This window comes from Ruegeria sp. HKCCD8929, assembly GCF_013031405.1.
In the GTDB taxonomy this organism is placed as follows: Bacteria; Pseudomonadota; Alphaproteobacteria; order Rhodobacterales; family Rhodobacteraceae; genus Ruegeria.
This window is the reverse complement of sequence record NZ_WPZY01000022.1, coordinates 21300-36651: the sequence shown is the minus strand read 5'-3', so window position 1 is coordinate 36651 and position 15352 is coordinate 21300. Positions and strand designations below refer to the sequence as shown.

The window sequence follows — 15352 nt, the reverse complement described above, 5'->3', positions numbered from 1 at the left end:
GGTGCACACTTGGCTTATCGAAGTTCAAGGAGGATCCAATGGCACAGATGAAACGCTTCATTATCGAACGCGACATTCCCGGGATCGGCCAGATGTCGGTGACCGAGCTTTGCGGCGCTGCGCGGGCATCCAACCAGGCACTGGATGACATCGGAACCAACATCCAGTGGCAGCACAGCTATGTCGCAGACAACAAGACGTTCTGCGTCTACCTGGCCGACAGTGAGGATGCCATTCGCAAGCATTCCGAACTCTCAGGTATTCCTGTTGGTGCGATCACGGAAGTTCCGCAGATCATTGATCCGCTCACCGCCAACAACTGAGCCGGGTACGGCTCTTGGGTGCCCTGACCGGCGGGTTGATCAGGGCCATCCAAGTCATGAACAGGTGCTTCTTGGTGCGGCTGAGAGATAACCAGCGCGACTATTGCCGCAACTGCTGATACTGCACGGGTTTGAGTTCTGATCTGATCCGGAACTGTTCGCTACTTCTCCGGTCAGTGCCGAAAATGCGCATACCACCGCACCCTCAAGGTGCGACCCTGTGGATGCCAAACAAGCCTTTAGTGCTTTTTTTGCAACAAGCACGTGAAAGCGTTGCAGCCTGTCAGTACTCAACAGGCTACAACGCTATTCCAGTCGTCCCGGCAACGCGGCCGGGACTCAAATACTGGTATGCACTCTTCACATTTGAGGCGGGGTAATTCCCGCGCTCGTCACTCATTACAACCGGCACCTAATGTGCGTACAGATCCACCACTCACAGTGTTCCTGTAGTTTCGTTGATATCGTGGCAAACGTAAATTCGTGTAGTTGCCTAGGTAGATTTGCCTATAGCTGCGCTTAAGACTTCGAAAAGAGATTTGCGCTTAAAGCAAGGTCGACCAGTTCAGCAACGGAGTGAATCCGCATCTTCTCAAGGATGCGCGCCCGATGATGATCGACCGTGCGCGGGCTGATACCCAGGTGACGCCCGACATCCTTGCTGGAACTGTTCGACGGGCTCGAAACAAGCAGCTCGGCAATTTCCCGTTCCCGCTCGGTCAGCCTTTCGAACCGCGCTCGTACGTCCCGTGACTTGCCCTCGTAACACCGTGCACGCGCATCGAGTTGCAGCGCTTTTTCGATCCTCTCGATCAGAACATCCTGGCGAAAGGGCTTTTCCAGAAAGTCGACCGCCCCGTATTTCATCGCCTCTACAGCTTCGGGCACGCCGCCATGGCCGGTGATGAAAATGATCGGCAGGGCACGGCCGCGTTTCACCAGAACCTGCTGTAGTTCAAGCCCCGACATGCCCGGCAGGCCGTAATCCAGGATGAGGCAGCCCGGCAGCTCGTTGTCATAGCCTTCAAGAAAGTCCTGCGCGGATGCGAACGCCTCGGTGCTGTAGCCGCGTGTACGCAGCGCCCGAGACAGCGAAATGCGGATGTCATCGTCGTCATCCACGATAAACACGACGGGATCAGGCATTAAGGTCATCCGGCGGACAGGTGGCGGTCTTTGGGCTGAGCGCAGGCAGTGTGAAACAAAACTGTGAGTGTCCTCTTTCGTCTCGCTGATACCATATTTTTCCAAGATGGGCTTCAACGATAGTGCGACAAATTGAAAGGCCCAGTCCCATGCCTTCCTTTTTTGTCGTGTGGAACTGTTCGAACGGGTCGGCGCCGTCAGCAATCCCAAGCCCACTGTCGGTCACGGATATCTCAATGCCCGTCTCGGTGTTGCGGGCGCGCACCGTGATCAAGCCCCCGTTCCCATCGCCAGTGGCAATCGCCTCGATGGCATTGCGCAAAAGGTTCACCAAAACCTGCGCGATCTGCACCCGCGAGCCGTAGACCGGCTCGAGATCATCGGTGACCGTCTGAATGGCGATGCCGTTTTCCTTGGCATCGGGTCGCAGCAGATGCAGCGTCTGCTCCATAAGCTCAGCGAAATCAAACTCGGCCTTCTCCACCCCTTCTTTTTTCACGAAGCCGCGCAGTGCCTTGATGATATCACCGGCCCGGTGGGCATGGCGGTCTGTCTCCTGCAGAATCTCTTTGAATTCGCCCTCCGTACCGGCGTTGTCATCCAGCAGGTAAAGCGCCGTGTCCATGTTCTGCGAGATCGCCAGCAAAGGCTGATTCAGCTCATGCGCCAGACTGGTCGCCATCTGGCCCATGACATTCACACGCGCCGAATGGTTCAGATCCTGACTCAACTGCCGAATTTTCTGATCCGCGGCCTTGCGTTCGGTGATGTCGTCGACGGTGACAACCGCATGAAGCGGGTTTCTGGCGTCGTCGCGAATAACGATCACATTCTCGCTGACCCAGATGACGCTGCCGTCCTTGCGCCGATACCGCTTCTCGTGCACGTATTCCGATCCGCCTGTACAGTCCTCGAAAAACACCGCCGCCACCGGATCGTCCGGGTGCGAGATATCGTGCACGCTTAGGTTCAGGATTTCGTCCTCGCCATAACCCAACATATCCGCCAGCTTGGTGTTGACGCGGATAAACCTGCCGGTTCGGGCCTGAATCTGTGCCATCCCGCGCGAGGCCAGATCGAAGGTGCGCCCGTACTCGGCCTCGGATTTCCTTCGTTCGGCGATCGCCTGCACCAGCGTTTCGTTGGCGCGTTCCAACTCCTCATAGGTTTTGGGCAGCGGCTCTGACTCTGATACCTCGCCTTGCGAGACCAGCGCGGCGCGGACCGCGAAGGCGCGCACCGGCTTATGGATGTAATTCGCCAGCAACAGGCCGACGCCCCCGGTGATCAGGGCCACCGCCGCCGCGATCCAGATATTCGTCGCCCGGTTGTTCCTGATTTCGCCAGTAAAATCCGCCTCGGGCGCGTAAACGGCGATGGTCCAGGGCAGTTCCTCGCTGATCATGGGCATGACGATCGAGACATAGCTGGCCCCGTCGTACAGAAATCTCGATATGACCTCGTGGTCGATCGATATATCGGCGCCCAAACCCAGATTGCCGAAAGCGGCTTTTGCGACCGGATCGTCGATCTCGCTGATATTGACAAAGCTGAACGAGCCATCGGCGTTTTCCTTCCGGATCAGATCCTGGTCCGGATGGGCGATCACGTCACCGTTGCGGTTCAGGATCAGGGCGTGCCCGCTCTCGCCTATGTTCAGCCGCGACAGAAACTCCGAGATCGCTTCGATGCCGATATCGACACCCACAACGCCGCGCAGCACATTGTCGTCACCAAATACCGGTGTGGCAGCGGTAATGCCCGGCGTCTGTGAGGTAAAAAAGATGTAAGGATCGGTCCAGATGCTGGTCAGTTCCGATTTCGCAGCTTTGTACCAGGGTCGTTTTCTGGGGTCGTAGGTGTCCACGGGCTCTGGCGTTTCTTCGACAATCCGGTACTCGTTGTCGCGCCAGATCAGGTCGGTCGTACGTGCGCCGCCGTCCCACCTCACGAACTTGGTCCGGAACGGGCCTGGGCCGCCACTGCGCATGACGTAGACGAAATTCCCCGCCTCATCGCCGTAAAAGATACCCGCAAATTGCGGCGCGATTTGCAATTGCTGGAACAGCAGCTTTTCAAGCTGGTTGAAATCCTCGCTGGCGACGACCCGGTTTTCCGCCAGTCGGGTGGCCAGTTCAACCGCACCTTTCGCGGGTCTGAGGAAGCCCCTCGAATGCTCGATCGTGTTGGTCCCGACATCGCTCAGCAATTCGTGGGCGTGTTTCAGCAGAGCCCTTTCGGAGGTCAGAAAGGACGAGAAAACCACGACTGTGATTGCAAGAAACTGCAATCCGGCCAGGCAAAGCGCCAGGATCATTCCAAGTGAAAGCTTCATCACTCAGCACAATCTATCAATTTTTTGCAAATGTTAAGGTTCCGAGCCTCTATCGCAAACTTCTCGTTTTCCGAAGCTAGTGCATCAACAAACTCAGTAAGCGGATTCAGATCTGTCGGGCAGAGCAAACTCCTTGAGGACTTGCCAATCGATCACCGGTGTATTCTGGCTGGAGCGGACAAGCTGCATGCGTTCGAAACGAAGGGTGCTGCCGATAAAGCGCTGTAATGTAACGTGGATTTCTTGTTGTGTACTGGCGCCCACTGCCCCGTAAATCATGCTGACATGGGGATCGAACCGGCCTGGGTTTGCGGTGGCGGGCAACGCCCGAGCCAGTACCGATTGGACGGCGGACAACTGCGGCGGGCAGGAGAGTTGCAGGTAGAGAGATTTAAAGAAACTATCACCGACAGTCACCCCAGTGACCGTCAACTCCTGCGCTGGGATGCGGGGGGCGTGTTGAGACAAGATTTGTGCCAGTCTCGCCTGACTGTCTGGCAGATCGCCCAGCAGGGTCAAGTGTGGAAGAAAGGAAGGTGCCGAGCGGACCCGCGCGAACTCCTGCACAAGTACCTGCAACTCGGACAAAACGGGCTCGTCCGGGGCGAGCCACACCGAATAGAGTGCGGTGTCGTCGGTCATTCTCAGTGGGTTCCTCGGGCGATGAATTGGGGTTCGATCCTGATGGTTTCGCTGGCCTTGTCCGGCGCGTCGAGCCGTTCGCCCAGCAAGCGCAGGATGTGTGAGACGGTCCGATCCATATCGTTGCGGATGGTGGACAGGTTGAAGCTGGGCCAGGCGGCCATGGCGATGTCATCGAATCCGATAATCGCGAGGTCATTCGGAACCTTCAGCCCAAACTCCTTCTGTGCCGCCGACATAGCACCCAGGGCCATTGCGTCGTTGGCGCAGAACAGGCCGTCGATCTCGGTGGTCTGGCTCAGCAGGTTTTTCACCGCCGCATAGCCACCTTCGAAACTGTAATCCGATTGCAGCATTGCGACGGGCGCCATTCCCGCGGTTGCCATCGCCGCCTCGAATCCGGCGCGGCGCTCCTGATCTGACGAGAGATAGGTCAAACCACCGATATATCCGAGCTGCCGACAACCGCGCCCCAGAAGCTGTTGAACCGCGATTTCGGCGCCGCGTTCATTGTCGCAGCAGACGCTGTCCACGCCTTCGGTCTGCATGTTCCGGCCCGACACGATCACGGGGATGTTCAGCTTGGCGCAGTGGGTTGCCACTGATTCGCCGACGCTGCCGCCGCGCAGGATCAGTGCATCCAGCGGGTATCCGAGCACGCCCAACACGTCGGCCTCGGAAATGTCATCCGACCCGCCCAGCACCACCGGCCACTTGCCCATGGCGTTCAAACCTTGCATCAATCTGGCCAGAATCTCGCTGTCGAAATGGTTCACCAGATCGCCCGTCACGATGGCCACGAGGTTGGATCTGCCATTGCTTTGCAACCCCGCTGCTAGCGCGTTCGGGCGATAGCCAAGCTCTTGTGCTACAAACAGAATTCGCTCGCGCTTGGCCTTGTCCACATAGGCGCCCGGAGTAAAGGCACGGGACACGGCCGACCGTGACACGCCGGCCGCCTTGGCCACCTGCTCGGCGGTTATGCGGCGGGGCTTACTGTCTTTGCCTCGATCCGTCTGTTGTCTCACCTTGTCACCCACCTTGGGCCAGTCTTTTTTGCAATCTACGAAATTCAGGCTTGCGTCATAAACCTGTCATTCCCTACCGTTATATGAACACGTGTGCACAATCTGTGTAGCAGAATTATGAAAGACGCAAAATGATGCTTGCTCCGGCCGATATCGAAACTGCCTCTGGCACGTTGGGGGCCGAGATCGCGCTGAGGGATCTGCGGGTGGGCTATGCCGAGCAGGACGTGCTGTCGGGCATCAATCTGGATGTGCACGCCGGAGAGTTCATCGCGCTGCTGGGTGCCTCGGGCTGTGGCAAGACCACGCTGCTCAGGGCGCTTGCCGGGTTCGTGCCGGTGCGCGGCGGCACCATCAGCGTCGATGGCCGGGACATGAGCCGAACCAAACCCGAAGCGCGCGGCATGGCGATGATGTTCCAGTCCTATGCGCTGTGGCCGCATATGAATGTGGCGCAGAATATCGGCTATGGGCTGCGGCTGCGGCGCAAATCCCGTGCCGAGATCGATGCGCGGGTGGCCGAGATGGCCGACCTGGTGGGGCTGGGTGATCTGGTTCACCGCAAAATCGCAGCGCTTTCGGGCGGCCAGCGGCAGAGGGTTGCGCTGGCTCGCGCGCTGGCCATCGACCCGCCGGTGCTGCTGCTGGACGAGCCGCTCTCCAACCTCGATGCCGGCATCCGCGCCAACATGCGCCACGAGATCCGCAGTTTGCAGCAGCGGCTGGGCTTGACGACCGTGCTGGTCACCCATGACCGGGAAGAGGCGATGTCGATGGCCGACCGGGTGGTGATCCTGAATCAAGGCCGCATCGCGCAGGTCGGCACACCGGAAGAGGTCTTTCACACCCCCGCCAACCCTTACGTGGCGAGGTTCATGGGTGCAGGCAACGCGCTGTCGGGCAGTGCCCGGATTGACGGCAGTGCGGTGCAGCTTGAGGTTGACGGCCAGTCCCACCACCTGCCGCTTGCGGGCGGCTCACAAAGCGGAGTTCATTTCCCGCAGCCCACCGATGGAGTGGTCGAGATCCTGTTTCACAGTGGCGCGGCCAGCCTGAGCGATGCACGGGACGGCGGCCTCATCCTGCCCGGTACGATCGTGCAACATTCCTATCTGGGGTCGGTCTATCGCCACGAGGTGCAGGTGGGCCACACCCGCATCACGGCGGACGACCCCGCAAAGATGCCCATCGGCAGCCCTGTCGATGTAAGCGTACCGGCCACGGCGCTACGTCTGTTTCCTGCAAAGTCCCAGGCAGCCGTGACCGGAAAAGAGGCGGCGACGCAGGCCGCACAACACCTCTGATCCTTGGAGAAACACCATGAGACCCAAGATTGCAAACGTTTTCGCCTCGGCGGCCATCGCATTGGCCACCGCTGGCGCAGCGCAGGCCGAGGGCGTTCTGAACGTGGCCTCGGGCGGCAGCCAGAACATGGTCGACTACGTGACCGACTATCTGGGCCCGCTGTTCGAAGAACAAAACCCGGGCTGGACAGTGAATGTCGTGGGCACCGGACCCGGCAACGCGGGCAGTCAGGCCATCCTTGAAAAGATCAAGGCGCAGGCCGGGAACGACGCCTGGGATACCGATGTGGTGGTCATGACCCAGCTCAAGACCGGCGAGATGGTGACCGAGGGGCTGCTACAGCAATATGTGGGGGATATCGGCACCGGCTCGCTTGCCACCCGCGATACGGCCAAGGTGGCTCTGGGTACCGATGTCGAGGGCTATGTGATGCCGATGTTCCACAGCCAGACCGCGATTGCCTACAATCCCGATCTGGTCTCGAACCCGCCCGCCAGCTTTGATGAACTCAAGACCTGGACCGCCGAAAACAAGGGCGCGTTCGGTTATAACGGCATCAAGAACGGCATGTCCGGCGTCGCCTTTACCGCCGCGTGGATGTACGCCTATGCGGGCAATACCGACCAGCTGATGAACGGCCCCTACGACCCTGAACTGAAAAACGGCTGGGATGCAGCGCTGGCGGATCTAAAGGCGTTCAATGAGAACGTTACCTTTACCCCCGGGAACGCGGGTACGCTGGATATGATGAACCGGGGTGAGATCGTGATGGGCCCGGTCTGGGTCGATATGTTCTACACCTGGCAGGCCGATGGCCGCCTGAACCCGGGCCTCAAGCTGCTGTTGCCGGAACCGGGGATGCCCGGCCAGCCGTACTACTACGCGATCCCCGCGAAGGCCGAGAATGCCGACGCCGCGCGCAAGTTCATTGAGCTTGCCACCAGCCCCGAAGTGCAGGCCGAGGGCATCGTCAAACGCTTCAACTGGTATCCGGGCATCGACGCCCAGCATGTCGAGGGCGCGCTGGACAAGGCGGTCTGGGACAAGCTGTTTACCGACGTGACCCCGGAGGATCTGGCCGCCAAGGGTAAGTCTTTCCCGCTGGGTCCGTTCTTTGACGACATCCGCGAGGCCTATGAGCTGAAGGTTTCCAACTGACCCGAACCTCCCACGGAAGCCTTGCGCGGGCTGCTCATGCGGCCCGCGCCCCAAGTTCCCAGGCCTGACCGCATGATCAACCGCAAGACATCCCTGATCCTGATCGCCCCGGCGCTGGCCCTTCTGGGGCTGCTGTTCCTCTACCCGCTGGGTTATTCCCTGATCTGGGCGTTCCGGGATGAGGAATTGGGCGGCTGGGGCCTACAGAATTTCATTAAGTCCTGGGGGCTCTATTCCTCGGACATTCTGTTCACCCTGATCATCGTCACGCTCTCGACCGCTATCATCGGCGCGCTTTCGGTCGCCATCGGCGGCTATCTGACCCTGGGTGAGAACAGGGTGGCGCTGACCATCCTGCGCTGGCTCTACCGCTGGCCGCTCTTCATTCCCTTCGTGGTCGCCGCACAGCTGATGCGGACCTTTCTGGCCAAGAACGGCATGATGAACAACATCATCGTCCAGGCCGGGCTGATGGAGTCCTTGCAGGCCGCGAGCTTTCTCGACTGGCGCGGCATCGTCATCACCTTCGTCTGGAAACAGACGCCGTTCGTGGCGCTGCTGGTGGCGGGTGCCATGGCGGCGCTGGACCGGTCCACCATCGAGGCGGCGCGCAACTTAGGCGCTGGGCGCACTCGTATCCTGTTCCAGATCGTGGTGCCGCAGGTGGCGACCACTCTGATGGTGGGGCTAATCCTCTCTTACGTCGTGATGATGTCGGTGCTGTCTGTGCCGATGATGATCAACGCCCAGACGCCGACCATGATCACTGTCGACATGGCCTGGCGCATCAATGCCTATTCCGATTACGGCGTCGCCAACGCGCTCGGCTTTATCTCCTATGCTATGACGGCCGTAATCGCCTGGGTCTATCTGAGGCAGGGTGTGCGGGAAGGAGGCAGCCCGACATGAACATCCTGCGCTCCACCCTCACTGCCGTACTATTGGCCCTATTGGCCTTCGCCATCTTTGGCCCGATCACCAACATGCTGATCTGGTCGGTGGCCGAAACCTGGTATTTCCCCGCAAAACTGCCGCAAAGCTACGGCTTTTCCTTCTGGGAACGGGTGTTCCGCCCGCAGGGCAACGCCATGGAGTCGCTCTGGAACTCGGTCCTGATCGCGCTGTTCACGGTGCTGGCCTCTCTGGCCGTCGCCATTCCCGCAGGCCTTGCGCTGGGGCGCGGCAGATTGCCGTGGCGGGCGCTGTTCCTGCTGCTGTTCCTGCTGCCGCAGGCGTTTCCGTCCATCGCCGTGCACATGAACATCGCGCGCATCTTCTACGGGCTGGGGCTGAACGGCACCTATACCGGCGTGGTGCTGGTGCATACGATTCAGGGGTTGGTGTTCAGCGTCTGGATCGCCACCGCCGCCTTTGCCGCCGTGGACCGCGAGTTGGAAGAGGCCGCCGCCAATATCGGTGCCTCGCCCTTTACCGTCTTCCGCACCGTGACCCTGCCGCTGGCTTTGCCCGGGCTGATGGCCAGCGCCATCTTCGTCTTCCTGATCTCGCTGGATGAGTTCACCGGCACCTTCTTTGTCGGCGTGCCGGATGTGACGACGATGCCCCTGTTGCTGTTCACAGCGTCGATGGAGGGCAACTACCAGATCGCGTCGATCACCGCACTGATCCTGCTGGTGCCCTCGGTCGGGTTTATGTTGTTCATCGAACGGTTCCTGAAATCTGACGTTCTGGCCAAGGTGGGGAGTTGAGCCCGTAGACGACGCACCCAGCAGAGTTTTCAATTTGCAGAGGCGGCGGCAAAATTCGGCTAAGCGGAGATTTTCCCGGAGGGATCGGCCAAAGCTGTTCAGATCGGGGTCGATCCTAACCGACAATTCTTCGCCTCGGGTTTCCACAATCGAGACGCGGGATGTTCCTGACGCTCATTGCAATTTCAGACACCTAGTTTTGGTGGTTGGACAACTGGGCGATCAGGGGAGAACTACGCGATAGGGTATACTTTTGCGAACATGTATTTTGAGCACTCTACATGGTGTCGCATTGTAACTCACGCTGTGATGTACGACTCCCGTAGGCAGAGTGATCCGTGAGCAGTTCGGCGATTTCGGGACGGCAGGAGCCGCAGTTTGATCCGGCCTGAAGCACCGCCCCAATCTCCTCCACGCTGACCGCCCGTTTCGTTTCGATCGCGCGAACGATCGTGTTCAGCCCAACCCCAAAACACGAGCAAATTACCGGCCCGGGATCTTCCAACGTCGGAGGGGCGCGACCCGTCAAAACCTGTTCAGGTGCAGTCTCGAGCCGAGTCGAAACGTAGTCACGCATCAACGCTATCGGTTTCGGCGCTATGAACAGTGCCGCTTTCAGCCGGTCCCCTTTTACCAAGGCAAGGCGATAGGCCCCCCGTGCCGGATCGGCTGTTGCGATGACCGCGGCGTCCGGCAACCCAAACCAGCCGCGTGCCGTTTCCTCCCAGTCCTTAACGGGAGTGTATCCGGCCAGTTCCGTTCGATATCCCTTCTGAGTTCTGGCCGTTGCCACGTATTCTACAGGCGGCGATATCGGTGCGGTTGAAATGGCAAAACCGTACCAGGCGGCTTTCATGCGGCGGACGGAAACCGCGACGGCCTTACTTTCCGGCTGCCCGGAAACTGGGTCGGTCACGCTGGGAACCAGCACATCAACGCGTGCCGACGGTGCCGTCTCTCCGGTCCAGTGAATCGGCGCAAAGACCTGACCCGGTGTTACGGTATCCGTCATGCGCGCCCGAAATATCGAGCGACCTACCGAGCTTTCCACCTCGACAAGGTCCGCTGGGGACAGGCCAAGGCGTTCGGCATCTTCGGGGTGAATGTCCAAAAATGGTTCGGCAAGGTGTGCCGACAGGCGGGGCGACAATCCACTGCGGGTCATCGTGTGCCATTGATCCCGGATGCGACCGGTGTTCAGGCAAAAGGGATACTTCGGATCGGTCTTTGTCACAGGTGGCCTGTGACGTACCGGCACAAACCGCGCTTTGCCGTCAGGATGGAAGAAACGCCCGTCGCTGAAAAACCTCCCGCCGCTGCGGTGTTTGCGAACCGGCCACTTTACGGGCTCCAATTCCGCGTAGTTGGCATCGCTAATGTCCGCCAACCCGGAAATATCGAAGTCCTTTTCGAACCTGCTCGCAACCGACGAAAGTGCTGCAAATTCACGAAAGATCTCGGCAGGAGACTGGTAGTCAAAAGCTGAGGTCCACCCCATACGTCTTCCCACCTCAGCCAGAATGTCCCAATCGGGCCGCGCTTGTCCCGGCGGAGGTAAGACCGCACGCTGCCGGCTGATGGTGCGGTCGGAATTCGTGACAGTGCCGCTTTTTTCTGCCCATCCAGCAGCGGGTAGTAGAACATCCGCCAAACGCGCTGTATCTGTTTTCTCGGTAAGGTCGCTGACGACCGTGAACGGGCATGCTGCGATGGCTTTTGCAACCTTGTTGGCATTGGGCATGGTGACCGCCGGGTTGGTGTGAATGATCCACAGAGCTTTGATCTGTCCGTTGTCCACCGCGCGGAACAGATCGACGGCCTTAAGTCCGGGGCGCTCAGCCATCGCCGGTGCTTTCCAGAACTGCCGCACGGCATCGCGATGATCTGCGTTTCCGATGTCCAGATGGCAGGCCAGCATATTGGCCAACCCACCCACTTCACGGCCGCCCATCGCGTTGGGTTGACCTGTCACAGAAAACGGCCCCGTCCCCTCGCGGCCGATCCGGCCGGTTGCCAGATGGCAATTGAGGATTGCATTGACCTTATCCGTCCCGCTGGAGGATTGGTTCACACCCTGACTGAAGATCGTGACCACTCGGTCGGTCTTGATCCAAAGATCGCAGAACGCTTCGATCTCGTCGGCGGCCAGGCTCGTGACCGCTGTACTATCTTGCTGAGCCGCGGCGAGCGCATCCTGGACTCCGACGGTCCGGGCCAGAAATTCCGGCGAGACATGCCCGCCCTCGTGAATTCTGGTCATTAACTGGTTGAAGAGGGCGACATCGCTTCCCGGCTTCAAGGCCAGATGGAGGTCCGCCTGATCACAGCTAGCGGTGCGACGCGGATCGATCACCACAATCCTGGTTCCTCGGGATTGTCGCGCCGCCAATACGCGCTGATAGAGGACCGGATGGCACCAAGCCAAATTCGATCCGACCAAAACAACAAGATCCGCCTGATCCAGATCCTCATAGGTGCCTGGCACTGTATCGGTTCCAAACGCTCGTTTGTGTCCCGCCACCGTCGAGGCCATGCACAGCCGAGAGTTGGTGTCGATATTCGCGGATCCTATGAATCCCTTCATCAGCTTGTTGGCGACGTAGTAATCCTCGGTCAGCAACTGGCCCGAGACGTAGAATGCCACGCTGTCAGGGCCGTGCTTGGCAATCGCGTCCGAAAACCGATCGGCCACCAGCTGCAACGCATCGTCCCAGTTTGAGTCCTGGCCTAATACGCGCGGGGTCAGCAAGCGATGCTCCAGGCCCACTGTTTCGCCCAAGGCCATACCTTTGGAGCACAAACGCCCGTAGTTGGCCGGGTGGTCCGGGTCACCCCGCACCGCCAGCCCTCCAACCCCGTCCGGGCGCAGCAGGACCCCGCAGCCGACGCCGCAATAGGCGCAGGTCGAGCGGACCTCGGGCAGGCCGGTGCCGTCCATCAGGCTGCACTCCGCCGGGCAACCGCACTGTCGTCCAGCAGGATGCGCCCGTCTTCGAGGCGAACGGGGTAGGTGGTGATCCGGCCATTGTCAGCGCCTTGTGCCTCGCCTGTGTTCAAGTCGAAAACCCAGTTGTGCAGCGGGCAGGTTACCGACTGGCCATGGACGATGCCTTCGGACAGGGGGCCGCCTTTGTGAGGGCAGCTATTGGTCGCCGCATACACTTCGGTCTCGGCGGTGCGAAAGACGGCGATGCAGCCGATATGCGTTTTCACCAGCCGCGCCCCGCGCAGAGGCACTTCGTCGATATGTCCGATGTCGATCCAACTCATTCCGCGGCCTCCAAGGTAAAATCTGCAATCGGCGCGTAGGTCTGCGCTTTTTCTTTGACGTGTTCGGCCCAGGGGTCCTTGCGGTAGATGCTTTGCGACAACTCGAACCGGGCGACCAGGGCGGCGCGGTTTTCAAGATCATCGACGACCTGAGCTTTCACCCAGTCCATGCCGACCTTGCCCAGCCATTTATAAAGCCGGTCCAGATACTTGCCGCCTTCGCGATACGCTTGCGTGACCGCCATCACGACCTCGATGGCTTCATCCTCGGTGGGCACCTGACACAGCAGTTCGGTCTCTTTCACGTCCATACCGGCGGCACCGCCGATGCTGATCTGATAGCCGCTGTCGACGCAAACCACGCCGATATCCTTGCAGGTCGCCTCGGCGCAGTTGCGCGGGCAGCCCGACACAGCCAGTTTCAGTTTGTGCGGAGTCCAGGAGCCCCACAGGATTTTCTCTAGCTTGATACCGAGGCCGGTGCTGTCCTGTGTCCCAAACCGGCAGTGATCGGTGCCGACGCAGGTTTTCACGGTGCGCAGACCCTTCGAGTAGGCATGGCCGGAGACCAGGCCGGCCTCGTTCAGGTCTGACCAGATCGCGGGCAAATCTTCACCCTTTACCCCCAGAAGGTCGATGCGCTGGCCACCTGTCACCTTAACGGTTGGCACATTGTATTTGTCCGCCGCGTCGGCAATGGCGCGCAATTCGGCAGGGTTGGTGATCCCGCCCCACATGCGCGGCACGACGCTGAACGTGCCGTCCTTTTGGATGTTGGCGTGTTTGCGTTCATTGACGAAGCGGCTTTGCGGGTCGTCCTGATAATCCAGCGGCCAATCCGCCAGCAGGTAATAATTGATCGCCGGGCGGCAGACATGGCAGCCGTTGGGCGTTGTCCAACCCAACTCCTGCCAGACCGCGACCTGACTTTTCAGTTCCTGCCCCTTGATCAGACGCCTCACGTCTTCGTGGGTCAGGTCGGTGCATCCACAGATCGGTTGCGCCGTTGGCATTTGGAACTCATCGCCCAGAGTGACCTGCAACACCTGTTCGACCAGCCCCGTGCACGTCCCGCAGGACGCGCTGGCTTTGGTGCTTGCACGCACCGTGCCCAGATCATTGGCGCCTGCGTTGATCGCCTCGACAATGTCACCTTTGCATACGCCGTTGCAGCCGCAAATCTCCGCCTCAGGCGGCAATGCTGCAACGGCTGAGAGAGGGTCCGCGATGTCGCCCCCCTGATAGGCGGGTCCGAAGATCAGCGTTTCTCGCATCTCTTCGATGCTGGTGCCGTCCTTGATCAGGCCGAAGAACCAGTTGCCGTCGGCGGTGTCGCCATACATGACAGCGCCAACCAGACGGTCCTCCTCAATCACAAGCCGTTTGTAGACTCCGCGCGAGGGGTCGCGGAAGACAATGTCCTCGCGGCCCGGGCCATCGGCAAAATCGCCAGCGCTGAACAGATCGCAACCGGTGACTTTCAGCTTGGTCGCCAATTCTCTGACAACAAAGGCGTCCGCTTCTCCCAACAGGCTTTGGGCCAGAACCTTCGCCTGATCATAAAGCGGTGCAACAAGGCCGAAGAGATGCCCGTCGAACTCGACACACTCGCCAACCGCGTAGATGTCCGGGTCCGAGGATTGCAACTGCGCGTTCACCTCGATGCCGCGTGCCACATCCAGCCCGGCATCGGTTGCCAGGCGCGTTTCGGGCCGGATGCCAACTGCCATCACCACCAGATCGGAGGGCAATACGTCGCCGCTTTCCAGAAGAACGGCCTCGGCCAGGTCCTCGCCGAGAATCGCTTTGGTCGACGCCTGTGTCAGAACGGTGATCCCGCGCTTTTCTAGATCTTTGCGCAGCAAATACCCAGCGGCCTCGTCCAACTGCCTTTCCATCAAGTGCCCCATCAGGTGCACCACGGTTACATTCATGCCGCGTTCGGTCAGTCCGGCTGCCGCCTCCAAACCCAACAAACCGCCGCCGATCACGACCGCATTGCCGCCTTCATCAGCCGCGTCAATCATCGCGTTGGTGTCGTCCATATCCCGATAAGTGATCACACCCTGCAGGTCTTTGCCGGGAACTGGAATGATGAAAGGGGCGGAACCGGTTGCGATCACCAGCTTGTCATAGGGGACGTGCCCCTTCTCGCCCTCGACTACCTTCATCTCTGGGTCGATATTCACCACATGCTCGCCAAAGCGGCAAGTTATGCCCCGTTCGGCATACCAATTCTCATCATGAGTGACGATCTCTTCATACGTCTTCTCACCCGACAGTACCGGGCTGAGCATGATGCGGTTGTAGTTCCCGCGTGGCTCGGCGTTGAACAGGGTGATGTCGAACGCGTCGGGCGCGGTGTCGGTCAGGTGTTCCAGCACCCGGCCCGAGGCCATGCCTGCGCCTATGACAACAAGTCTTTGCTTCATGGTT

General features: G+C 59.8%; 12 protein-coding genes. 5 read left to right on the top strand and 7 right to left on the bottom strand.

The window, feature by feature from the left end; all coding sequences use genetic code 11:
* The first annotated feature begins 38 nt into the window (after window positions 1–38).
* On the top strand, window positions 39–323 hold the full coding sequence (locus GOX53_RS22365; RefSeq protein WP_171180344.1) for a DUF4242 domain-containing protein: 285 nt from the start codon (window positions 39–41) through the stop codon (window positions 321–323).
* Window positions 324–842: 519 nt separating this feature from the next.
* Here the strand turns inward: GOX53_RS22365 and GOX53_RS22360 are convergent.
* The 4 genes from GOX53_RS22360 to GOX53_RS22345 form a co-directional block, all read right to left on the bottom strand.
* Window positions 843–1469, bottom strand: a complete 627-nt coding sequence (locus tag GOX53_RS22360) for a response regulator transcription factor (protein WP_171180343.1) — start codon at window positions 1467–1469, stop codon at window positions 843–845.
* Entirely contained in the window at window positions 1462–3804 is a 2343-nt protein-coding gene (locus GOX53_RS22355; protein WP_171180341.1) for a cache domain-containing protein, read from the bottom strand. The genes GOX53_RS22360 and GOX53_RS22355 overlap by 8 nt, the downstream gene beginning before the upstream one ends.
* A 93-nt stretch (window positions 3805–3897) precedes the next feature.
* Complete coding sequence (locus tag GOX53_RS22350; protein WP_171180339.1) at window positions 3898–4446, bottom strand: 2'-5' RNA ligase family protein; 549 nt, start codon at window positions 4444–4446, stop codon at window positions 3898–3900.
* A gap of 2 nt (window positions 4447–4448) precedes the next feature.
* Window positions 4449–5474, bottom strand: a complete 1026-nt coding sequence (locus GOX53_RS22345) for a LacI family DNA-binding transcriptional regulator (protein ID WP_171180338.1) — start codon at window positions 5472–5474, stop codon at window positions 4449–4451.
* A 131-nt stretch (window positions 5475–5605) separates the two neighbouring features.
* Here GOX53_RS22345 and GOX53_RS22340 point away from each other — a divergent pair, with 131 nt between their 5' ends.
* The 4 genes from GOX53_RS22340 to GOX53_RS22325 all read left to right on the top strand — a co-directional run bounded on the left by GOX53_RS22340 (window position 5606) and on the right by GOX53_RS22325 (window position 9646).
* Entirely contained in the window at window positions 5606–6778 is a 1173-nt protein-coding gene (locus GOX53_RS22340; RefSeq protein WP_217351883.1) for an ABC transporter ATP-binding protein, read from the top strand.
* Window positions 6779–6794: 16 nt separating this feature from the next.
* A complete protein-coding gene (locus GOX53_RS22335; RefSeq protein WP_171180336.1) occupies window positions 6795–7937 on the top strand; it encodes an extracellular solute-binding protein in 1143 nt (380 codons plus the stop codon).
* A gap of 72 nt (window positions 7938–8009) precedes the next feature.
* The gene (locus GOX53_RS22330; RefSeq protein ID WP_171180333.1) at window positions 8010–8846 is read left to right on the top strand and encodes an ABC transporter permease; all 837 of its coding nucleotides are present in this window, start codon (window positions 8010–8012) and stop codon (window positions 8844–8846) included.
* Window positions 8843–9646 carry an ABC transporter permease gene (locus GOX53_RS22325; protein WP_171180331.1) on the top strand — a complete coding sequence of 268 codons (804 nt, stop codon included), beginning with the start codon at window positions 8843–8845 and terminating at the stop codon, window positions 9644–9646. The genes GOX53_RS22330 and GOX53_RS22325 overlap by 4 nt, the downstream gene beginning before the upstream one ends.
* A 277-nt stretch (window positions 9647–9923) precedes the next feature.
* On the opposite strand, the gene GOX53_RS22320 is transcribed toward GOX53_RS22325, so the two are convergent.
* The 3 genes from GOX53_RS22320 to nirB are packed head-to-tail and all read right to left on the bottom strand — an operon-like array spanning window position 9924 to window position 15348.
* The gene (locus GOX53_RS22320; protein ID WP_171180329.1) at window positions 9924–12584 is read right to left on the bottom strand and encodes a nitrate reductase; all 2661 of its coding nucleotides are present in this window, start codon (window positions 12582–12584) and stop codon (window positions 9924–9926) included.
* Complete coding sequence (gene nirD, locus GOX53_RS22315) at window positions 12584–12916, bottom strand: nitrite reductase small subunit NirD (RefSeq protein ID WP_171180327.1); 333 nt, start codon at window positions 12914–12916, stop codon at window positions 12584–12586. The genes GOX53_RS22320 and nirD overlap by 1 nt, the downstream gene beginning before the upstream one ends.
* Window positions 12913–15348, bottom strand: a complete 2436-nt coding sequence (gene nirB / locus GOX53_RS22310; protein WP_171180325.1) for a nitrite reductase large subunit NirB — start codon at window positions 15346–15348, stop codon at window positions 12913–12915. The genes nirD and nirB overlap by 4 nt, the downstream gene beginning before the upstream one ends.
* Window positions 15349–15352 lie beyond the last annotated feature (4 nt).